The sequence below is a fragment of the Bacillus tuaregi genome (genome assembly GCF_900104575.1).
GTDB classification, from domain to species: Bacteria; Bacillota; Bacilli; order Bacillales; family Cytobacillaceae; genus Bacillus_BD; species Bacillus_BD tuaregi.
In genome coordinates this window covers 3,484,486-3,505,612 of sequence record NZ_LT629731.1, presented here as the reverse complement: position 1 = coordinate 3,505,612, position 21,127 = coordinate 3,484,486, and the positions used below count along the sequence as shown (strand labels likewise).

25 protein-coding genes are annotated in these 21,127 nt (G+C 38.3%); 13 read left to right on the top strand and 12 right to left on the bottom strand.

The genetic code is table 11. The features are described from left to right. Nucleotides 1-112 precede the first annotated feature (112 nt). Nucleotides 113-688 (bottom strand): DUF3267 domain-containing protein, encoded by a 576-nt coding sequence (locus BQ5321_RS19270; RefSeq protein ID WP_234978427.1) that lies wholly within the window; start codon nucleotides 686-688, stop codon nucleotides 113-115. Between the two features lie 168 nt (nucleotides 689-856). Here BQ5321_RS19270 and BQ5321_RS19265 point away from each other — a divergent pair, with 168 nt between their 5' ends. After that, the gene (locus tag BQ5321_RS19265; RefSeq protein WP_071396035.1) at nucleotides 857-1,195 is read left to right on the top strand and encodes a DUF1878 family protein; all 339 of its coding nucleotides are present in this window, start codon (nucleotides 857-859) and stop codon (nucleotides 1,193-1,195) included. A 5-nt stretch (nucleotides 1,196-1,200) separates the two neighbouring features. On the opposite strand, the gene BQ5321_RS19260 is transcribed toward BQ5321_RS19265, so the two are convergent. Together BQ5321_RS19260 and BQ5321_RS19255 are read right to left on the bottom strand one after the other, a co-directional pair. Next, nucleotides 1,201-1,776, bottom strand: a complete 576-nt coding sequence (locus BQ5321_RS19260; RefSeq protein WP_071396034.1) for an HTH-type transcriptional regulator Hpr — start codon at nucleotides 1,774-1,776, stop codon at nucleotides 1,201-1,203. 252 nt (nucleotides 1,777-2,028) lie between these two features. Beyond that, nucleotides 2,029-2,385, bottom strand: coding sequence for a YtxH domain-containing protein (locus BQ5321_RS19255; RefSeq protein ID WP_071396033.1), 357 nt, complete (start codon nucleotides 2,383-2,385; stop codon nucleotides 2,029-2,031). Nucleotides 2,386-2,623: 238 nt separating this feature from the next. On the opposite strand from BQ5321_RS19255, the gene BQ5321_RS19250 reads away from it, so the two are divergent. After that, nucleotides 2,624-2,806: a membrane protein YhzF gene (locus BQ5321_RS19250; RefSeq protein WP_071396032.1), complete on the top strand. Its 183-nt coding sequence runs from the start codon at nucleotides 2,624-2,626 to the stop codon at nucleotides 2,804-2,806. Between the two features lie 46 nt (nucleotides 2,807-2,852). Here BQ5321_RS19250 and BQ5321_RS19245 read toward each other — a convergent pair whose 3' ends face one another. The 3 genes from BQ5321_RS19245 to BQ5321_RS19235 all read right to left on the bottom strand — a co-directional run bounded on the left by BQ5321_RS19245 (nucleotide 2,853) and on the right by BQ5321_RS19235 (nucleotide 5,187). Further along, nucleotides 2,853-3,383 carry a tryptophan transporter gene (locus tag BQ5321_RS19245; protein WP_071396031.1) on the bottom strand — a complete coding sequence of 177 codons (531 nt, stop codon included), beginning with the start codon at nucleotides 3,381-3,383 and terminating at the stop codon, nucleotides 2,853-2,855. Between the two features lie 130 nt (nucleotides 3,384-3,513). Next, nucleotides 3,514-4,596, bottom strand: coding sequence for a 3-phosphoserine/phosphohydroxythreonine transaminase (gene serC, locus BQ5321_RS19240; protein WP_071396030.1), 1,083 nt, complete (start codon nucleotides 4,594-4,596; stop codon nucleotides 3,514-3,516). A 171-nt stretch (nucleotides 4,597-4,767) separates the two neighbouring features. Continuing rightward, nucleotides 4,768-5,187, bottom strand: coding sequence for an HIT family protein (locus tag BQ5321_RS19235; protein ID WP_071396986.1), 420 nt, complete (start codon nucleotides 5,185-5,187; stop codon nucleotides 4,768-4,770). A 1,034-nt stretch (nucleotides 5,188-6,221) separates the two neighbouring features. On the opposite strand from BQ5321_RS19235, the gene BQ5321_RS19230 reads away from it, so the two are divergent. From BQ5321_RS19230 to BQ5321_RS19220, 3 genes are all read left to right on the top strand, one after another. Then, a complete protein-coding gene (locus BQ5321_RS19230) occupies nucleotides 6,222-6,962 on the top strand; it encodes an ABC transporter ATP-binding protein (RefSeq protein ID WP_071396029.1) in 741 nt (246 codons plus the stop codon). Then, nucleotides 6,955-8,166 (top strand): ABC transporter permease, encoded by a 1,212-nt coding sequence (locus BQ5321_RS19225; RefSeq protein ID WP_071396028.1) that lies wholly within the window; start codon nucleotides 6,955-6,957, stop codon nucleotides 8,164-8,166. Before BQ5321_RS19230 ends, BQ5321_RS19225 begins: the two co-directional genes overlap by 8 nt. A gap of 66 nt (nucleotides 8,167-8,232) precedes the next feature. Further along, entirely contained in the window at nucleotides 8,233-8,946 is a 714-nt protein-coding gene (locus BQ5321_RS19220) for an EcsC family protein (RefSeq protein ID WP_071396027.1), read from the top strand. Nucleotides 8,947-9,059: 113 nt separating this feature from the next. Here the strand turns inward: BQ5321_RS19220 and BQ5321_RS19215 are convergent, their stop codons facing one another. Together BQ5321_RS19215 and BQ5321_RS19210 are read right to left on the bottom strand one after the other, a co-directional pair. Beyond that, on the bottom strand, nucleotides 9,060-10,451 hold the full coding sequence (locus tag BQ5321_RS19215) for a hypothetical protein (protein WP_071396026.1): 1,392 nt from the start codon (nucleotides 10,449-10,451) through the stop codon (nucleotides 9,060-9,062). Between the two features lie 176 nt (nucleotides 10,452-10,627). Then, nucleotides 10,628-11,137, bottom strand: coding sequence for an antibiotic biosynthesis monooxygenase family protein (locus BQ5321_RS19210; protein WP_071396025.1), 510 nt, complete (start codon nucleotides 11,135-11,137; stop codon nucleotides 10,628-10,630). A gap of 265 nt (nucleotides 11,138-11,402) precedes the next feature. Here BQ5321_RS19210 and hemE point away from each other — a divergent pair, with 265 nt between their 5' ends. Genes hemE through hemY form a run of 3 tightly spaced genes read left to right on the top strand, consistent with a single transcriptional unit; the run spans nucleotide 11,403 to nucleotide 14,865 of the window. After that, nucleotides 11,403-12,449 carry a uroporphyrinogen decarboxylase gene (hemE, locus tag BQ5321_RS19205; RefSeq protein ID WP_071396024.1) on the top strand — a complete coding sequence of 349 codons (1,047 nt, stop codon included), beginning with the start codon at nucleotides 11,403-11,405 and terminating at the stop codon, nucleotides 12,447-12,449. Between the two features lie 27 nt (nucleotides 12,450-12,476). Continuing rightward, nucleotides 12,477-13,412: a ferrochelatase gene (hemH, locus tag BQ5321_RS19200; RefSeq protein ID WP_390622174.1), complete on the top strand. Its 936-nt coding sequence runs from the start codon at nucleotides 12,477-12,479 to the stop codon at nucleotides 13,410-13,412. A gap of 28 nt (nucleotides 13,413-13,440) precedes the next feature. Beyond that, nucleotides 13,441-14,865 carry a protoporphyrinogen oxidase gene (hemY, locus tag BQ5321_RS19195; protein ID WP_071396022.1) on the top strand — a complete coding sequence of 475 codons (1,425 nt, stop codon included), beginning with the start codon at nucleotides 13,441-13,443 and terminating at the stop codon, nucleotides 14,863-14,865. A 143-nt stretch (nucleotides 14,866-15,008) separates the two neighbouring features. On the opposite strand, the gene yhfH is transcribed toward hemY, so the two are convergent. After that, on the bottom strand, nucleotides 15,009-15,143 hold the full coding sequence (yhfH, locus tag BQ5321_RS19190; RefSeq protein ID WP_071396021.1) for a protein YhfH: 135 nt from the start codon (nucleotides 15,141-15,143) through the stop codon (nucleotides 15,009-15,011). Nucleotides 15,144-15,333: 190 nt separating this feature from the next. Here yhfH and BQ5321_RS19185 point away from each other — a divergent pair, with 190 nt between their 5' ends. The 4 genes from BQ5321_RS19185 to BQ5321_RS19170 all read left to right on the top strand — a co-directional run bounded on the left by BQ5321_RS19185 (nucleotide 15,334) and on the right by BQ5321_RS19170 (nucleotide 18,569). Next, nucleotides 15,334-16,068 (top strand): MBL fold metallo-hydrolase, encoded by a 735-nt coding sequence (locus BQ5321_RS19185; protein ID WP_071396020.1) that lies wholly within the window; start codon nucleotides 15,334-15,336, stop codon nucleotides 16,066-16,068. A gap of 21 nt (nucleotides 16,069-16,089) precedes the next feature. After that, on the top strand, nucleotides 16,090-16,770 hold the full coding sequence (locus BQ5321_RS19180) for a metal-dependent hydrolase (protein ID WP_071396019.1): 681 nt from the start codon (nucleotides 16,090-16,092) through the stop codon (nucleotides 16,768-16,770). 111 nt (nucleotides 16,771-16,881) lie between these two features. Then, a complete protein-coding gene (locus BQ5321_RS19175) occupies nucleotides 16,882-17,133 on the top strand; it encodes a hypothetical protein (RefSeq protein ID WP_071396018.1) in 252 nt (83 codons plus the stop codon). Between the two features lie 116 nt (nucleotides 17,134-17,249). After that, on the top strand, nucleotides 17,250-18,569 hold the full coding sequence (locus BQ5321_RS19170) for a CBS domain-containing protein (RefSeq protein ID WP_071396017.1): 1,320 nt from the start codon (nucleotides 17,250-17,252) through the stop codon (nucleotides 18,567-18,569). A 56-nt stretch (nucleotides 18,570-18,625) separates the two neighbouring features. Here the strand turns inward: BQ5321_RS19170 and BQ5321_RS19165 are convergent, their stop codons facing one another. After that, entirely contained in the window at nucleotides 18,626-18,922 is a 297-nt protein-coding gene (locus BQ5321_RS19165) for a YtpI family protein (RefSeq protein ID WP_071396016.1), read from the bottom strand. 146 nt (nucleotides 18,923-19,068) lie between these two features. Between BQ5321_RS19165 and BQ5321_RS19160 the strand changes: the two genes are divergently transcribed. Further along, nucleotides 19,069-20,016, top strand: coding sequence for a DHH family phosphoesterase (locus tag BQ5321_RS19160; protein WP_071396015.1), 948 nt, complete (start codon nucleotides 19,069-19,071; stop codon nucleotides 20,014-20,016). 19 nt (nucleotides 20,017-20,035) lie between these two features. Here BQ5321_RS19160 and ytrI read toward each other — a convergent pair whose 3' ends face one another. Beyond that, a complete protein-coding gene (gene ytrI / locus BQ5321_RS19155; RefSeq protein ID WP_071396014.1) occupies nucleotides 20,036-20,539 on the bottom strand; it encodes a sporulation membrane protein YtrI in 504 nt (167 codons plus the stop codon). Continuing rightward, complete coding sequence (locus BQ5321_RS19150) at nucleotides 20,536-20,874, bottom strand: sporulation membrane protein YtrH (protein WP_071396013.1); 339 nt, start codon at nucleotides 20,872-20,874, stop codon at nucleotides 20,536-20,538. The genes ytrI and BQ5321_RS19150 overlap by 4 nt, the downstream gene beginning before the upstream one ends. Nucleotides 20,875-21,127: the final 253 nt, after the last annotated feature.

The following is a 21,127-nucleotide window of genomic DNA, read 5'->3' as shown; positions in this document are numbered from 1 at the left end:
GATTATACTTAACAAGCTACCTAATTGGAATAGTATGATATTTACATTAGCAAAAAATTGCAAAAAAAGATAGATGCAATTTATTTAAAATAATTATTTATATTGAAAACCTTTAATGAAGGAAGGTTTCATTGTGATTGTTAAGATTTGGATGATTGACTAATATTTCAAAACCATTCTCATTCTCTTCAATATATGCGCGATTGGGTGCCTTTAAAACATTTTTAATATAAATAAAGTCAGAGACACATAAACCTATATGAAATGCTAGTAAAATGGTAAAATAATGAACATAATTGTTAAAGATCCAGCACGCTGTAAAAAGAAATCCATTAATAAGAATAAATGGAAGAATTAAGGTGAGGATGTATTGCCATTTTGAAATGGGTTCAATGATCTGAATTTGTATAACTGGCATTACAAGATATTTGATTTTAAAAGTTTTTTTTATTTTATTTTTTAAATGTACTAATGAGAAAAAGTGTATAATCTTATGGATTGGATACATAAGCCACAGCGCGGCGATTAAAAAAAGAAAATAATTATCCTCTAAAGTCGAGGGTACAAATAAATAGTTAGCGGGTACATATAGCAAAATAAAAGTGAATAGCATCGTTATGATAGACAGAATGCATACACGTTGGGTGCCGTATTGTTTGGTGAGATTAATCTCCTTCCAGCAATTCATGATAATCAGCCTCCAAGAGGAGAAATATAGTACAAAACTTCCTAAGCTAATGTACGACGAAAGGGGAAAAAAATCAATAGGAAAAACAATTGCTTCTATTCGCAGTATTTTATCGACTTTCTGGGAAGTGAAACCCAATAGGAAAACATAATTAAAGAGGGGAATACAATGGATTTAGCTGCATTATTAGAGAGGATTAAAAGACTTGAATATCATCAGTCCTTACTGCTAGAAATGAATCAATCTACGAAGCACGCCTTATATCGGTTCATCATTGAAAGAGGAATTGGGGAAAAAGAGGCACAAAAATTATTCGAACTTTGTGACGAACTGAGCATGGAGTTAGAAGAACAGAAAGCGGAAGGTTTTGTTCATTTTCATCCGCTTTTCACTAAATTTACTATGAAATTACATACCGGCGGGCTACCTGCTGAGGATGTCATTGCTGCCTGTATAACCCAAGGGCTATATCTCCCGCTAATGACAGAGTTAAAAAAGTATCTATAATGGTTTTAGATTAGCTCTGTCTTTTGAGGGACCTTCTTTTGTAGCTTTCCTTCATCCTCTACAAATTCTTTGTCAATGTTGTTGAATGATTTTTCGAAAATTTCCATAAAATCATCACCGTAAATATTGCGAACAATTGCCATTACCTCTAACATTTCCGGAAATTTCCCATATATATCCTTTAAAGGTAGGGAGGCAGAATATGCTGCATTTTGTGCTGGATCGTATGCTTCCATAATCTCCAGAAAGATATTTTCCCCTTTTTCAGTTAGCTGAATGTAGGTATTACGCTTATCGTTTTCCTTTTTAGAAAATTGCAGAAAACCGCGTTCTTCTAATTTTTTTGAAAAATTAAATGCTGTTGAAACATGCATAACCCCAAATTTTGCAACATCGGATATGGATGCACCATTCAAATGGTAGGCAATCCATAAAATATGATGCTCGTTAATATTGAGATCATACGGCTTTATCCATTGCTGCCAATCCTTTTCAATTGACTTCCATAATGCCTTACTCAGTTGACCAATTCTTTGACTAAATAACAGAGCTTCCTTTACTGTATACTCTTTTTCTTCCATCCTCTTAATCACCCTTTTTTTATATCTGTATATTCATTATGCCAATAAAATAAAGATTAATAAAGATATAAATTTACCAAATTTTTAGAATATCCTTTAATTCTTGTGTAGAATAGCTGTGTGCTGGCATATTTGTACATAATGAGACAAAACACTATTTTTATAATATATTTGTTTTCGATTTAAAAATAAAAAAATCCTTCTTTTTAAAAAGGATTTTTTAAATTTTTTGAAAATTTATTCAAAATAGTCTTATTTTTTGCTTAATTCTGATTCTAACTCTTGAATACTTCTTTCAATTTCAGCCAGCTCCTTTTGTAATTCCAACTGATGGGGCTTTATTTCTTGGTTCCAATTTGAAACAGTCTCTTTAATATCTGACAAAAAGGTCCTTATTGTTTCACTTCCCTCTGTAGAGGCTGTTTTTATTCCTTGGTTTAACTCCAAGAGATTATTCTTTAATTCATAAAGCTGACTAAGAACCATATCCTTTGATTCCTTCAGGCTATGACGAGTTTCCATTCCTGATTTTGGTGTCAAAAGCAGCGTGCTCAATCCGGCAGATACACCACCTATCAAAAAGCCAATTATGAAAGACCTTCCTTTCATCCAAACCACCTCATCCTATTTAATAAATATTACTTCTATAACATTGAAATAGAATCCTTTTTCAATTTATTATTTTAGTTTTTTATTAACAAAATAATCCTATTTTTACTGGTTTCGTATGAACTATGGTGATATAACCTTTCAAAAGTATAGCATTATTTTCGTTATAGCTTTAATGTAACAAGCATACATTGTTTAGTAAAGCCTTGTCTGATCAAAGGGGTGCAACCGCAAACATATGATGACGGTATTTTTTACTTTAAGTATTCTTTTTTTTTCTGCAAGCCTTCATTTTTTTATATCGATTAAAAAGCCGGGTGTGTATCCGCCGAAGTTTGTCTTAAAAAGACGTTCCGCTGCTATGGCTGTTGGAGGTGTCTTCTTTCTCATTATTGGATTTGTGATGAGCCTGACTACTTAAACGCCAGAGCAGAAAAAAACCCGTCGCTTGACGGGTTTGAATATTCTTACTGACTAATCGTTTGCTGGTTGGTTATTTTTGTCCGTTTAAGAATCGATGCAGCCACTGGATACAAGACAATCATAACAATTGTATTCACTGCTGCAGCAGGTAAAACAACTGTAGCAAATAAGGCTGCAAATGGTCCGGGAAGACCAATAATCAGATAGGCAGACCCTAAAAAGACAACCCCTGAAATGACAGTACCAATAGCTGTTAGCACGGCGACAGAAATAATCGATTTACTGTATTTGTTGAACGCAAGGATTAAAGCAAAGAACACTAATGATGTAACAAACTTATCAATAATATTTGGGAATAAGCCTCCAGGGAAAGTAGTAGTGATTCCTGAAATAATCCCAGTGGCAAGACCAAGAAGCAAAACGCTCTTCTTGTCTGGGAATAAAATAATTCCCAAAAACATCATCGTTAACATCATATCCGGCTTCATGCCAAGAAAAAATCCAGGAACAACAGTATGCAATACAGTACCCATTCCTACTAGCAGGGCTAAAGCAACCAGGTTTTTCGTATTCATTTCTAATCTCTCCTCTTCTGAACTAAGCTAATAATTATTCTTCTCCTGCAGTGCACTCGTTGCCTGCAGCGAAAAGTTGCTATAAGTATAGCATAATATATTCCATTGTTGTCAAAATTACAATATTCTATTAATAATTTTTTCTGAAGTCACTCATAAATTGAGCAAGCTTTTCAACATTTTCATATGGAACCGCATTATAGATGGATGCTCGGCAACCACCGACAGAACGGTGTCCATTAAGTCCGACAAAGCCCGCTTCCTTTGCCTGCGCTAAGAAGCTCTTTGTTGCTTCCTCAGAGTTTAATGTAAAGGTAACGTTCATGGTAGAGCGGCTGTCAGACACTGCATGACCATTATAAAAGCCATTGCTGTTATCAATTTCATTGTAAAGAAGGGCAGCCTTTTGTTCGTTCATTTTCTCGATAGCCTCAAGACCGCCTTGATCTGTTACCCATTTAAGGACTAATGATAATAAGTAAATACCAAAGGTTGGCGGTGTATTATATAATGAATTATTTTTCGCATGTGTGTTATAGTTTAGCATCGTTGGCAAATTATCACTTGAACGCTCTAGCAGTTCTTTCTTCATGATTACGACTGTAACACCAGATGGTCCTAGATTTTTCTGTGCTCCAGCATAGATCATATCAAATTGTTCGATATTTAATGGCTTGCATAAAATATCACTGGACATATCTGCTATAAGCGGAGCTTTTAATCCAGTTGGGAATTTCTTCCATTGAGTGCCGTAAATGGTGTTGTTGCTTGTAATGTGTACGTAAGCAGCATCGTTTGGAATAGAGGATGGGTCAAGGACCGGGATGTTTTTATATTGATTCTCTTTACTTGAAACGGCAATTTCCGTTTTACCAACCTTAGCAGCTTCTTTTAAGGCTTTTTCAGACCAAGAGCCTGTCATTGCATAATAGGCTGTCTGTCCTTCTTGAAGAAGGTTCATTGGTATCATTGAAAATTGAAGGCTTGCTCCACCTTGTAATAACAGAATCTCATACTGGTCAGGAATAGAAAGTAAAGAGCGTAATAAGCTTTGAGCTTCGTTATGAACAGCTTCATAATCCTTACTTCTATGGCTAAGTTCCATTACAGACATGCCAGTATTTCTAAAATTCAATAACTCATTTTGAGCTTCTTTCAGTGCCCATTCAGGAAGGGCGGCTGGACCAGCATTAAAATTCAGTGCGCGGCTCATCAAGGAATTCCCCCTATGTGTTCTGTACTGTGCATTGTTCGTACTTTCACGAATACATACAGTAAAAGAATTATTTTTATTTAATATTATCAGAAATTGTCGAAATGTACAAAAACTGTTTTCAAATTATGAGAAAGAAGAGTAAAAAAAATTCTCCTAAAGGAGAATTTTTTATAAGTGACTGCTGATATTCTCAGCCATTTGTTGTAAATCAAATGAACTGTAATCACTTTGATTGTTTTTCCAAACAGCTCCAAATCCGTCACCTTCACCATAGCGTGGAATTAGGTGAAGGTGAAAATGGAACACAGATTGACCAGCCTTTTCACCGTTGTTATTTACAGCATTTAAACCAATTGGATTATAGGCAGTTTTTAATGCATTCGCTATTTGGGGTGCCACTTCAAAAATATTCTTAGCTATTTCAGGTGTTAATTCAAATAAATTTTCTTTATGTACTTTAGGGATAATTAATGTATGTCCTTTTGTCACCTGACTAATGTCTAGAAAGGCCACAACGTGTTCATTTTCAAACACTTTTGCAGATGGGATTTCGCCATTAACAATTTTACAGAAAATACAATCGCTCATTTTTTTCAACCCTTTCATTAATAGTGGATTTCCTAATATTGTAACATAGAAGTGGCACAAAGAGGAACGCCACGGAGCTGGAATGATACAAAAGAAAAGGGCAGGATTCGCAAGGAATCCCGCCCTGATGCAGGGGAAATATCATATACAACGTTCTATTACAGGTACTTTTCTGCCGTAAACACCTCATTTATTTGGTAAATGTCTGTGTTTATTTAGAAACTGATTCTTTGTTCAAGCTAACCATCCCCTATTTTTTATAGTTCTTTCAAACATATAAAATGTCGGTTACATGGTCTTTGATAAACACCTCATTTTCAAATATCTTGAAATGATTGGTGCAAAGAATCATTTTGGTTTTCATACAACTTGTGCATTACAACCATCCCCTTATAAGAACGTTTAGTTGCATATGGGTATTATTGAATGACATTGTCTTTGACAGACACCTCATTTCAATTTGTTGAAGATTTAATCATCAATGATCATATACAACGTTCTATTACAGGTACTTTTCTGCCGTAAACACCTCATTTATTAGGTAAATGCTTGTGTTTATTTAGAAAACTGATCTTTGTTCAAGCTAACCATCCCCAATTTTTTATGTGTTTTTTCAAACATATAAAATGTCGGTTACATGGTCTTTGATAAACACCTCATTTTCAAAGGTTTGAAATTATCGGTGTAAAAGATCAACTTGGTTTTCATACAACATTTGCATTACAACCATCCCCTTATAGGAACGTTTTCTTGCATATGGGTGTTATTGAATGACATTGTCTTTGACAGACACCTCATTTCAATTAGTTGATGAGTTAAATCATCAATTGCTTTCCCCTACATAGATTAGAATGTCCGTACATGAAAATTTATATACACATCAGCTGAAATTTGCCTAAAGAAATTATCGAGGCTGCATTCTTAAGTAAACTTGTCTAAACTGGACAAGGTATTAACCGATTTCTTACAATATATAGATAGGGAAGCGTAGAGTATTAGCATGCTTCAATCATAGTAAAGGAAGGACGTTTTAGATGTCTTTGTTAGAAATTAAAAATATAACAGGCGGTTACACAAGGAATCCAGTGTTAAAGGATGTGTCCTTTTCAGTAAATAAAGGAGAGTTAGTCGGTTTAATTGGACTGAATGGTGCCGGAAAAAGCACAACGATTAAACATATTATTGGTTTGATGGAGCCGCATCAGGGTGAGATTACCATTAATGGAACTACATTTGATGAGAATCGTGAAGGGTATCGAAGGCAGTTTACATTTGTTCCTGAAACTCCTGTTCTGTATGATGAATTAACGCTTGATGAGCATTTAAAATTAACAGCCATGGCATACGGGCTTGAAGAATCCGTCTATCAAGAGCGGGTGAAAGGCTTGCTTGAGGAGTTTCGAATGGCCAAAAGGCTAAAATGGTTCCCAGCCCATTTTTCAAAGGGAATGAAGCAAAAAGTGATGATTATGTGTGCTTTTTTGGTGGAGCCCTCTTTATACATTGTGGATGAACCCTTTGTTGGTCTTGACCCGCTCGGTATTCAGTCCTTATTAGACTTAATGAAGCAAATGAAAGAAAATGGTGCTGGTATTTTAATGTCCACGCATATATTAGCTACCGCTGAACGCTATTGTGATCGCTTTGTTATTTTACATGAAGGTCAAGTGCGTGCGCATGGCACACTTGACCAATTACGCCAAGAGTTTGCTATGCCGGGGGCAACTCTTGATGACCTTTATATTCAGTTAACAAAGGAAGAAGATAATGTTTGATGAAAAGCTATTGTGGAAGGAACGGTTTGGCCGGACTAGTAAAGAACTTTCCCGTTACCTCCGCTATATATTTAATGGGCATCTTGTAATTGTATTCGTCTTTTTGATTGGTACAGCGGCATACTACTATCAGGAATGGCTAAAAACAATCCCGAATACTTTTCCGTCAGCTATCATTATGGCGCTTTTTCTAGCGTTTGTCTTAACATACAGTCCAATATTTACGTTTATGTCTGAAGCAGATCGCATCTTTCTTCTGCCGCTCGAAACAAAGCTGACTGGTTATTTTAGGAAATCACTGCTAATTAGCTTTATCGGACAGCTTTATATAGTCATTATTGGCTTAGCTGTTTTTATGCCAATGTATGCTGCGGTCAATGAAGGGAATTTTAAGACCTTTTTTCCCTTCTTACTTTATATATTAATTGTAAAAGGGTTAAACATCCTTATTAGATGGTGTGTTCAGTATTACCGTGAAAATGCTGTGCATAGGACTGATTCCCTTGTCCGCTTTTTTGTAAACATAGTTTTTCTTTATTTGTTATTTTCAAATGCTGCACTTTATCTCACCCTAGTCTGTGTGCTCATCCATATTGCTTTATATGTTTATTACAGACAACAGACTAGGAATAAAGGGTTAAAGTGGGAATTTTTAATTGAACAGGATGAAAGGAGAATGACTTCCTTTTATCGCTTGGCTAATTTATTTACAGACGTACCAAAGCTGAAAAACCGGATAAAAAGGAGGGAATGGCTTGACGGTCTCTTGGTACGAATTCCATTTCGCCAAAGTGAATCCTATACCTTTTTATTTATGAGGACGTTTTTGCGATCTGGAGATTATTGGGGTTTATTTGTCCGTTTGACACTGATTGGAGCAGGTGTTATTTTCTTCCTAACCAGTGGAATTGGTCAAGTCATTCTCGTTATATTATTTATCTATTTAACAGGCTTTCAACTGCTGCCGTTATGGAAGCATCATCAGAATCATTCGCTCCTGGAGCTATATCCGATTAATGGGCAGGATAAGGAAAAGGCATTTCTTCATTTTCTCCGTAACGTTTTATGGACACAGTCCATCCTTTTGTCGCTAGTGGCAACTATTAAAGGGGATGTCTTGTTTGCGCTGGTTTCATTGGTCGCAGGGGTCATTTTTAGTCTATATTTTGTCTACTTCTATAGTAAACGAAAAATGAAAAATTAATGTAAGCTTAAGTGGTGAAACCAATCTGCCTACGCATACGTAATTGTATATGAAGGAGTGGTCACAGTGAATGAGTATGAAAAGCAAGCTTATCTAGAAATCCAGGCATGGAAACAAAAAATGCTGAAGAAGCCCAAAATGGTACAGAGACTGACCAAACAGGTTCAGGTGAAAATTAATGAAAAAATCCCCGACAAAGCGCATGAAATTATGACGGATGCCATAAAAAACTTTGTGAAGATGACATTAACCGGTTCACAGCTCATGACGAGAAAAAGTGATGATCCTACTCAGTCACTCTTAGAGCGTGATAAGCTCCTTGCAGAGAAACTATCAGCTTATCGGAGAACAGCCGTGATTGAAGGAGCAGGAACTGGAGCCGGCGGTATTTTGCTGGGGCTAGCTGATTTTCCTTTGTTGTTATCTATTAAAATGAAGTTTTTATTTGAAGCAGCAACGATTTATGGCTTTGATACAAAGGAATATGAAGAGCGTATTTTCATGCTTCAGGTCTTTCAACTAGCGTTTTCTAGTGCTGAGAAAAGAGCTGAAATGATGAAGATCATCGAGGAATGGGATGAGAGAAAAGCCGAGCTGATTGAAATGGACTGGCAGGATTTCCAACAGGAATACCGCGATCATATCGATTTTGTCAAAATGCTGCAGCTCGTTCCTGGCATTGGGGCCGTTGTCGGTGCCTTTGCAAATTACAATTTACTTGACCAGCTTGGTGAAACCGCGCAAAATTGCTACCGTCTTCGAGTATTATCAAAAAGATAAGCCGCCAAGCGATAAGGTGCCTGACACCGCAAATGGACAAATTAACCTCTTTTGTCTTTTTGTGGTGTCAGGCACCCTTTTTTGAGGTGAATTAAACAAGGTGCCTGACACCTTTAGATTAAAAACATCGCCACAATCGTTGTCACAACTAAACCAATAGTAACTGGTAATAGGTTGCGGCGGGCAAGTTCAAATGGGTCTACATTACAAATGGCTGCAGCTGGAATAAGTGCCCAAGGAACAAGGGTTCCGCCGCCGACCCATATAGCTGCGATTTGACCGAGGGCTGTTAACGTAGCTGCTCCTGAACCAATGGCAGTTGCGAAAAGACTGGCAATGGAGCCTGCTAATGAGATGCCGGAAAAACCGGAGCCATCAAGACCTGTAATAGTACCAACGGCAGTTAATGTAATAGCAGCGATCTCTTTGCTTAATGGGACGGCAGAAGCGAGGGCTACACCCAAGTCATTGACAATTCCATTGGAGGCTTTCGGTAGATAATCACCGATAATGGTGGTAAAGCCGGCATCTCCTAAGTAGAAAAAAGCTGCAATCGGAATAACTGGTCCGAAGACCTTAAAGCCAAATTGAAATCCTTCAATGATATAATCCGTTGTTTGTTCAAGACCCTTTGATTTATGACTGACAAGGGTGATGAGAATGAGTATAAAGATAGATGTTCCCCCGATTAAGGCGGTAGCATCACCGCCTGTTAAATCAAGCAGTGACATGACAGCAACATCAATGGCAAAAAGAATGGGAATCAGAAGGGCAAAGAAGCGTTTTTGATTGTTGGAAAGGAGGGAAGGCTGGGACGTTTTCTGGACAGCTGTGACTTCATGTGATGTTGTTATCAGTTTACCGGATTTAATATCCCTCTTGAGAAAATAAAAGGCACAAACGGTAGTCACTGCCCCCATGACAATCACAAGTGGAATGCTGGCAGAAATCACCTCTTGGACAGGAAGGCCTGCTGCATCCCCAGTCAGCTTTGGTGCTGCCTGAATGACAAAATCACCTGAAAGAGCAATTCCGTGACCAAATAGGTTCATCGCCATCGCAACACCTAATGCAGGTAGTCCGACTCGAATCGCAACAGGCAATAAGACGGCCCCCATTAAAGCTACTGCCGGTGAAGGCCAAAAGAAAAATGAAATAACCATCATCAAAAGACCTATAATCCAATAGGCTAATCCCGGTGTACGAATGAAACGTGAGAAAGGGGATATCATGACATCGTTGATTCCGGTTATGGTCAAGGACCGACTCATCGCTACAATAATGGATATAATCAGGATGGTAGGCAACAGCTCAGTAATAGCGTAGACAAAACCTGTAAATATGCTGATGACAGAGCCGGCTAATGATCCAGTTGCCATAATGGCAATGGCAAAAATACCGATAATACAAATCAGTGTTGTATCTCTTCTCATCACCATAAAACCAATGATAAAAACAATAAACAGTACATATAAAAAATGGATGGCAGAAAGCTCTATTGCCATATTTGTTCCTCCCTGCTTATTCGCCTTGATTATCTGTAAAAGGGAGGCAATTTTATACCTCAACCCTTTTTACAGAATATGTGGTAGAACAAGAGCGGTGAGCAGAAAAAACCTGTCCGATGGAGGAAATAATTAAACTTATGTTTCGTTCATTCTTGCTTCAAAAGCATATCGTCTTAATCATCAGTGGCGATTGTATATCTTTTCATATATGAAGGACGTGGAAATATTTTAGGTAGTTTTCTTCCCCATTTTCCTGTGTCCTTTTTGGAATACACTTCTTCAAAGGCCTTTGCCGGCTTCCAATCTTCATAGGCTGTTTTCTGTTTCCAGACCGTTATAATCAAGAATGTATCAGAGCCTAGCGGACGCAGGACACGGATAGCAGCTAAGTTGGGCTCGTGCTCTAGAGTGATTGCCTGGTTTTTGAAATGATATTCAAATAACGGCCGTCCTTCATCTGTAACGGGAATATAATGGAAAATAACAAAACCAGTTTCAGGGATATTTCCTAAGGCAGCAATTACTTCATATCTCCGCGGTTCTTTAAAAATTGTTGTCGCAAGTGTTTGATGGACAAGAATATACTGATCTTCATTTTGCATCAAAACAAGTTCCTCATTCGGATGCTCCGTAATCAGTTTATTCAAATAAGCTTGAGTACCGCTAGTTATATAGAGCTTCAATATCATCACCCCCAAAGATTATTATCTATTTATAGTATATCTATTAATGATAGGGAAGGTTCTCATTCAGTCCAATCAAAGTGTCTATTGGTAGCATCATTTAAGAAAAACGTCAATTTTTCGAAAATAAACAAGGTAAACTATACAAGGATAGGTGAAAAAGGTATGATTGAAATTGTCATATAAATGTGCTTATCTTATTCGTAATTATACTTTTAGTATATTACACTAATTAATAGAAATGTCTTGAAAGGGGATTATGGTAATGGAGAAAAGGATTAATGATACGTTTTTAAGGGCAGCACGGGGAGAAAAAACAGACTACGTACCCGTATGGTATATGAGACAGGCTGGCCGTTCTCAGCCGGAGTATAGAGAAATTAAACAAAAGTACTCATTATTTGAAATAACACACCAGCCGGAGCTATGTGCTTATGTGACAAGATTGCCTGTTGAGCAATATGGGGTAGATGCAGCCATACTTTATAAAGATATTATGACACCGCTACCAGCAATTGGTGTGGACGTTGAAATCAAGTCTGGAATTGGTCCGGTTATTTCCAATCCCATCACCTCTTTAGCGGATGTTGAGAAGCTCGGTGAGATTCATCCTGAAGAGGATGTTCCATATGTGTTGGATACCATCAAAATTCTAACCCAGGAACAGCTATCAGTGCCATTAATTGGTTTTTCGGGTGCACCATTTACACTTGCTAGCTATATGATTGAAGGTGGTCCTTCGAAAAATTACACGAAAACAAAAGCTTTCATGTATGCGGAACCAAAAGCATGGTTTGCGCTGATGGACAAGCTAGGAGAGGTAACGATTACATATGTAAAAGCACAAATTAAGGCAGGAGCAAAAGCGATACAAATTTTTGACTCGTGGGTTGGAGCCTTAAATGTCGAGGATTATCGTTATTATATTAAACCAGTCATGAATCGTATTTTCGCCGCTTTAAGTGAAGAGAATGTACCTCTTATTATGTTTGGAGTAGGAGCAAGTCATTTAGCGCTTGAATGGAATGACCTACCGCTAAATGTCGTTGGATTGGACTGGCGTTTGCCGATACAAGAAGCAAGAAGGCTAGGAGTTACCAAGGCCATTCAAGGGAATCTAGACCCGACTATTTTAATGGCACCATGGCCGGTTATTGAAGAAAAGGCAAGAGCGATTCTTGATCAAGGAATGGAGAAGCCTGGGTATATCTTTAACCTAGGACATGGAGTATTTCCACAGGTGAACCCTGAAACCTTGAAAAAGCTGACAGCCTTTATTCACGAGTATTCAACAGAGAAATTGTCTAAATAGCAGGGCGTTGAAGGGATGGATTACGTAATGAAAAGAAAAATGGGCCTGCTTGTAATGGCCTATGGAACACCATACAAGGAATCAGACATAGAGCGTTATTATACGCATATTAGAAGAGGCAGAAAGCCATCTCCGGAGATGCTCGATGACCTCAAAAGTCGTTATGAAGCAATTGGAGGTCTTTCTCCTTTAGCAAAAATAACTCAAGAACAGGGAAAAAAGCTTGAGGAACATCTAAATAACAGTCAGGATGCCATCGAGTTTCATTTGTATCTTGGATTAAAGCATATTGAGCCATTTATTGAAGATGCAGTAAAAAAGATGCATGAGGATGGAATAGAGGAAGCCGTTACCCTTGTTCTTGCGCCTCATTTTTCAAGCTTCAGTATTCAATCCTATAATGGGAGAGCACAGGAGGAAGCGGAGAAAATCGGCGGTCCGAAAATGATCAGTATTGACAGCTGGTATGATGAGCCGAAATTTATTCAATACTGGTCTCATAAAGTGAAGGAAACCTTCGAGCGGATGTCCAGTGAAGAAAGAGAACAGGCCGTCCTCATTGTTTCCGCACACAGTCTGCCGGAAAAAATTAAGAAGTTGGGTGACCCTTATCCCGAACAGCTTCAGGAAAGTGCTGACTTAATTGCAAAGCAGGCCGGTGTAGCTGATTATGAAATCGGCTGGCAAAGTGCAGGAAATACACCGGATCCATGGCTGGGGCCGGATGTCCAGGATTTAACAAAGCAACTATTTGAAGAGAAGGGATACAAAGCATTTGTGTATGTACCAGTCGGGTTTGTATCGGACCATCTTGAGGTCTTATATGACAATGATTATGAATGCAAAGTGGTATGCGAAGCTCTTGATGCCGCTTATTATCGACCAGAAATGCCCAATATCCAGCCGGAATTTATCGATGCCCTTGCAGACGTCGTGTTAAAGCGAATAGCCATTGATAATTGATATTCTATTAAAAAGAAGGCGATGAAAGATGTCAGCTAGTAAAAAACAGATTGTAATTATTGGTGGAGGAATTACTGGTTTAACAGCCGCTTATTATTTGCAAAAAGAGGTGCGTGAAAACCAATTACCATATACTGTGAAACTGATAGAAGCGTCACATCGCCTTGGTGGCCAAATGCAGACATTCAAAAAAGATGGGTATTTAATTGAAAGAGGCCCGGATTCTTTTTTAGAGACAAAGGAAAAAGCGGTTCGGCTTGCAGCGGAAGTAGGAATGCAAGAAAAATTGGTTCATAATATCCCCGGCAATACCTTCATCATGGCAAATGATCAGTTGCATACGATTCCGGGTGGAGCCGTGATGGGGATTCCAACTGAAGTTCTACCTTTTATGACCACGAGGCTATTTTCGATACCTGGAAAATTACGAGCTGCAGCAGACCTAATTCTTCCTCGTTCTCAGGCAGTTGATGATCAGTCATTGGGAGGATTCTTCCGTCGAAGGTTAGGAGATGAAGTGGTTGAGAATTTAATTGAACCGCTGCTATCGGGAATCTATGCTGGAGATATTGATAAGATGAGCCTAATGACGCTTTTTCCTCATTTTTATCAAGTGGAGAAAAAGTATCGCAGTTTGATTATAGGTATGAAAAAAGGTGCTCCTCCAAGGCCGAAGGAATCTCCAGCAGAGCGTAAGGGAGCCTTTTTAGCCTTTGAAACGGGTCTTCAGTCATTTGCGGATGCTATAACAGCTAGGCTTGAGCCTGATTCTATTAAATTAGGCTTTAGGGTTGATAAGGTCAAGAAAAGGCAAAAAAGGTATGAAATTGAACTAAATGGCGGGGAATTATTGACTGCGGATAGTATTGTCATGGCTGTTCCACATCAAACCGTTCATACAATATTCTCAGACTATGAGTTTTTTCAGGAATTTAAGGATGTGCCGTCTACATCGGTTGCGACCATTGCCTTAGGTTTTCCTAAGGAAGCGGTTCAACAGGATATAAATGGGACCGGGTTTCTTATTTCACGAAATAGTGATTATACGATTACTTCATGTACCTGGCTGCATAAAAAATGGCCGCATACGACACCGGATGGAAAAGTGCTGCTCCGTTGTTTTGTCGGAAGGTCTGGTGGGGAAGCGATTGTTGATTTATCAGATGACCAAATCGTAACGAATGTGTTGTCAGATTTGTCTAACACGATAACGATTAATCAGGATCCTGAGCTTGCTCTTGTATCTCGTTGGTCACATGCCATGCCGCAGTATACGGTCGGGCATCAGAAACGACTTGCAAGGGTAACAAAAGGCTTGCAGGAAACACTTCCCGGTATTTTTATTGCAGGTAGCTCCTATAATGGTGTGGGCCTTCCAGCCTGCATACAGCAAGGGGAGGAAGCCGTCAATAACGTGCTTGATTATCTGCAGGAAAGTTTGAAATGTGACTAAATCTTGTCTGATTAAGACAAAAAAGAAACTGCTCTCGGGCAGTTTCTTTTTTGGGTAAATAAAAAAGCCAAATATCATTGGCCTTTATTATATAACAGTTTAAGTATCTCGTAAGCTATTGGTATCGTAAACAAGTGCTAGAATTATAGGTCGTGAAGGCCCATGCAATGGTCACATTTGTTGCCGTAGCAATCTGCCTGCTCTTCGATTTCTTTACCGCATTCCATACATTTTTTAGCTGGTAGATTTCTGAAAAATTCAATGATATTCTTTACCATGATGTTCCCTCCAATTCGTTTTCTATTTCGATTTCGTGTCTTCATTGTAATATAACAGTGTGACATTTGTCAATGTCTGTTTTAAAACAACTTTAATAATATGTAAATATTATTAAATATCAAATAATTTTTGTGAATAATACCAATAATAGAATATAATTACTTATATGAGAGTGAGGTACATGGATTAATGGACTTAACAATAATAGGACCTTGGGGTGGTTATCCGAAGGTAAATGAGGCAAGTTCAGGTTATCTGCTAGATCATGACGGGTATACTGTATTATTAGATTGTGGTAGCGGTGTGCTGTCAAAGCTGCAAAGTCTTGTCCAGCCAGAAAGTCTTGATGCTGTAATGATTTCGCATTATCATCCTGATCATATTGCAGATATAGGTGTCCTTCAGCATGCAAGACTCATAAAGGGCTATTTAGGTGTGAAAATGGAGTGTCTTCCTATATATGCCCATCCATTCAACCAACATGAGTTTACAAATTTGACCTATAAACAAATTACAAAGGGTATGGCATATCAGCCAGAGGATATTTTGCAGGTTGGCCCTTTTTCTGTTCGTTTCTTACGTACGAACCACCCTGTTGAATGCTATGCAATGCGGTTTGAGGCTGCAGGGAAATCTATCGTTTATACAGCAGATACTGCTTTTAAAGAGGAATTAATAGAATTCTCGAATGAGGCAGACCTGCTGCTGTGCGAATGTAATTTCTATGGGCAACAGGAAGCTTCAAAGGCAGGACATATGACAAGCACGTTTGCAGGAAAATTAGCACATGAAGCTAAGGTCAAACAGCTAGTCTTAACCCATCTACCTCATTACGGAAGACTCGAGCAGCTAAAAGAGGAAGCGGCCTCAATTTATCAAGGTCCAATTCAATTAGCCTGCTTTGGGTTGAAATGCCAAATATAGTATGTAAAAGGAGTGGGAACTTTGAAGGTAACTTATCATGGACATTCAGTGGTGAAAATTGAAACGGGGGGTAAGACGATTCTCATTGACCCCTTTATTACTGGAAATGGATTAACAGATTTAAAGGTTGAGGATGTAAAGCCGGATGTGATTATCCTAACTCATGGCCATGGGGATCACGTCGGGGATACTGTTCAGCTAGCTAAGGCAAACGATTCTCTTGTTATTGCCAATGATGAGCTTTCTACCTATTTAAGCTGGCAGGGATTACGAGTTCATGGAATGCATATCGGTGGAGCCTATCAATTTGATTTCGCTAAAGTAAAGCTGACACAGGCGTTTCATGGTACAGGCATGCAGCTTGAGGGAAAGGAAATCATTTATTGTGGTATGCCTGCAGGAATTTTATTTACAGCTGAAGGAAAAACGATTTACCATGCAGGAGATACAGCATTATTCTCAGATATGAAATTAATTGGTGAGCGACATCCGATTGATGTGGCGTTTCTGCCAATAGGCGATAATTACACAATGGGTCCTGACGATGCTGCCTATGCTGCAAAGCTTTTAGGTGCAAAGGTTGTTGTTCCAATTCATTATAATACATTCCCAGTGATTCAGCAGGATCCTCAGGAATTTATCAAATTGCTGGAAGATGAAAATGGAAAAGTATTAAATCCAGGTGAAGGTATCGAGTTATAATCTGTATCAACTTTGAAATCGTGTGCACATAGTGTCACACGATTTTTTTGTATGAAGTGATTTTTTGAGAGCTTGTTCGCATAGATTAGTAGTAATAGAAAAAAGGGGTGGATGGTTTTGAGTAAAAAAAATCGTTATGTTATTTGTCTACTGGCCAGTGGGATGCTGCTTTATTATGCAGTCCCCCGATTATCTATTTCAGCAGGGGGAACAGAAGGGCTATTTTCTCTATTTTGGCTTGCGTTAGCCTTAATGGTCATTGCTGGTAATTTAACAGGTCTGTTATATACGCCAAATAAGAAAAAAAAGCAACAGATATCTATGTATAAGAGAAAAAGAATCAAAGCCCGATTTTACCAATAAAACTAAAAATATGGAGAAATTGAAACAGAAAATGTCAATCAATTGAAACAGTTAGCTGAGACCCTTATAATAGAGAATATACTAGGGTAACTGAAATTAAGTAGAGGGTGAGAGTCTTGGCTACGAAACACGAGCAAATACTTCAACACATTGATGAATTACCAATCGGTGAAAAAATATCGGTGCGGCAGATCGCCAAGGCATTAGAGGTAAGTGAAGGAACAGCGTATAGAGCCATTAAGGATGCAGAGAATAAAGGTTATGTTAGTACAATTGAAAGAGTTGGTACGATACGAATTGAAAGAAAAAAGAAAGAAAATATTGAAAAGCTAACTTTTGCTGAAGTTGTCAATATTGTCGATGGTCAGGTCCTAGGAGGCAGATCAGGTCTTCATAAAACATTAAATAAGTTTGTCATCGGTGCCATGCAATTGGATGCGATGATGCGTTATATTGATGCTGGAAGTCTGTTGATTGTTGGTAACAGGGTGAACGCACATGAACTAGCCTTAAAGGCCGGCGCAGCTGTATTGATTACAGGCGGCTTTGATACAAATGACGAAGTCAAGAAGCTGGCGGACGAACTAAGCATGCCTGTCATTTCAAGCAGCTACGATTCCTTTACAACAGCTACGATGATCAATCGTGCCATTGATGATCAATTAATTAAGAAGGAAATTATCTTGGTAGAGGATATTTTAACCCCCCTTGAAAAAACTCGTTATCTAAAAACAACCGATACAATTAAAGATTGGTATGAGCTAAACCGAGAAACTGGTCATAGCCGTTTTCCGGTTACAGATGCCAATTTAAAAATTCAAGGTATGATTACTTCAAAAGATGTTATTGGACATGATCATGATACAACCCTTGAAAAAATCATGACCAAAAATCCAATGACAGTTGGTGAGAAAACGAGTGTCGCTTCTTCGGCACATATGATGGTTTGGGAAAGTATTGAAGTGCTTCCTGTTGTAAACGATTCTAATAAGCTTAAGGGAATCATCAGTCGTCAGGATGTATTGAAGGCTTTACAGATGATTCAACGACAGCCACAGGTCGGTGAAACAATCGATGATATCATAACAAACCAAATCAGTATGATGAAGGGGAAAACAAAAGGGGACGATGTCTATCGCTTTGAGGTAACACCGCAAATGACAAACCACCATGGAACCGTCTCGTATGGAGTATTCACAACAATTGTCTTTGAAGCTGCTAACCGGGTGTTAAGAGGCTACAAGAAAGGCGACCTTGTCGTTGAAAATATGACGACCTATTTCCTCAAACCGGTTCAATTAGATAGTATGCTTGAGATATATCCTAAAATATTGGAAGTGGGTCGGAAATTCGGGAAGGTAGATATTGAAGTTTTTAATGAAGGCGTTTTGGTTGGTAAAGCGATGCTGACATGTCAATTGATTGACAGACACTAGAGTGGAGCTGAGGGAATCATAAAAGCGACGGAGCTAAGAGCTCCGTCGCTTCCTTATCAGGTATTCTCAATTTCCTTGATAGCTAATGGAAGGAAATATTTATACGCTTTAATACCGCCGAAAATATTTACCACACCAAGTGCAATAAATACAGCGGCGACAATATAAGTGACAGTGGTTTGAAAAAGAAAAAGCTGGTTGATACCAAATAAGGCGATAAAGGACCCTAAAGCAATGCTTCCTTTTGCCGATATCCATTTCTTCTCTGCAGGCATTCTGGTCCGAAAGTACTTTGCTTTGTAGAAAATATAAAATGCTAGTGAAATAACAATAAACATAACTAGAATAGGCATTTTTCTTCTATCCCCCATTTTTATCATAGTACCTCTATAGTAAACTATTTTGACTGAAAAATGCTAAAAAATCGAATTATATTTCTTTTTCTTCTAGTTAAATTATGCTATTAATAAAGTATCTACTTTATAATAAGGAGAGACTAATGAAAGAGCAAATACTTCAGACTATAAAAAAATATGATACGATTATCATTCATCGTCATGTTCGTCCTGACCCTGACGCGTATGGGTCACAAGGTGGTCTTGCAGAGGTGTTAAAGGCGTCATTTCCAGATAAGTCCATTTTTACCGTAGGAAAAGAAGAAGAAACCCTCCAATTTTTAAGACATCTCGATGATATACCTGATGATACCTATAATGGAGCACTTGTCATCGTGTGTGATACGGCAAATGAAGCGCGAATCGACGACAGTAGGTATAAGCTTGGGGATATGCTGATTAAAATTGACCACCACCCTAATGAGGATCCATATGGTGACATGCTGTGGGTAGATACAAGTGCAAGTTCTACCAGTGAATTAATTTATGAATTTTATCTCTATGGGAAAGATAAGGGCTTGCAGATGTCAGATGCAGCGGCAAGGCTAATCTATTCCGGGATAGTTGGTGATACCGGTCGTTTTTTGTACCCAAGTACAACGGAAAAAACCTTTGCCTATGCAGGTGAGTTGATTCATTATCAATTTTCTCGTACAGAGCTATACGAAGGTATGTATAATTTAAAACCTAAAATCGTGAAGCTTAGCGGATATATTTTACAAAACTTCGAAACCGGTACTAACGGTGTTGCCTACGTGAAGTTAACAAAGGAATTGCTCGAGCAATATGAGGCGACTCCGGCTGAAGCATCTCTGCTAGTTGGTACACTTGGAAACATTCAAGGTATCATGGCTTGGGTCTTCTTTATTGAGGAAGAGGACCAGATTAGAGTACGGTTACGCTCGAAGGGACCAGTTATTAATGGGATTGCCCGCCATTATAAAGGGGGCGGCCATCCAAAAGCTGCGGGGGCCTCTATTTATTCCTGGACTCATGCAGAGCAGGTAATCAGCGAAGTAGAGGATATATGTGGAGAGTTTGCCCGGTCTTAAGCCGGGCATCTTTCCCATTCTAGTCAGAAATCGCTAGCTCTAATTCAATGGACAGTGTTGTGTGAATCGTCATTTCACTAACCTTTAACTTATAACGCTTCTCATTTGCTTTGACTGTTTTGTTTTCGATGATTTTCTTTATTAGCTTGCGACTGTTATAGACAGTATCGATATCTTTTGCTATCATCATACGAATATCTTCCCGTACGTCATCCTCTATTTCTAATACAGAAAGCTGATCAAGATGGTATTTATCTTTATTGGTAATTTTAATATAGATGGATTGTACGGTGAGCTTGGCTTTGTTTTCTTTATTCAGTTTTTTAAATTCCTCCTGCCATATGGTCTTTTCGTTCTTTAATTCAGAGATTTCATCTTTTTGTGTTTGGATTTCTTTACTATACTCCTCCTGCCATTCACCATAAATATATAAAAAGACAAACCAGCTTATCACTCCGCCTATTACCATGCCGGCAAAAAATCGCTGCCAGGAAGGCTTTCGATAATATGGCGGAATTCTCATAGCGTTGTATGCTCCTGTGTCAGCCAGGTGATAAACAATGATCCCGTCTGTGCACCTCCTAATGCAGACAGGATCAGAAGAAATTGCTTAAATAAGTCCTTAGTTTCACCTTCTAAAAATCCTCTTTCAAAGGTATACACAGCATCAAATGTTCCGCCAATGGCCGTGACAATTGCCCATATTCGAATCATACCTGAAATTCGATAGATTTCCGTTAAAGGTGGTTTACCAGTAAGGAAGGCGGCCATGCCTCCAATAAGGGATCCTCCAATTAATACGCCAAGTGCGATAAAATAGCTTTGTAAGAATAAAGAAAAAAAGGGTTGTTCCTGCATGTGATCCCATCCTTTATGGATAATATTCCTTCTATACTAAACATATGGACAAGGATTTAAAATTATGTTTATTCTAAATAGAAAAAAGAGAACATACTTTCTTTTTAAGAGGAAAACTCTATAATAATATGTAAAGGTTGTCAGGGCATGAGGTAGTAGAGCAGAAAGTAATGCACCTGAAACGGAAAGCAATAACTATCATTTACAGTATCTTTTACAAAATATTTATGAAATAAAAATATAGAAAACTAGT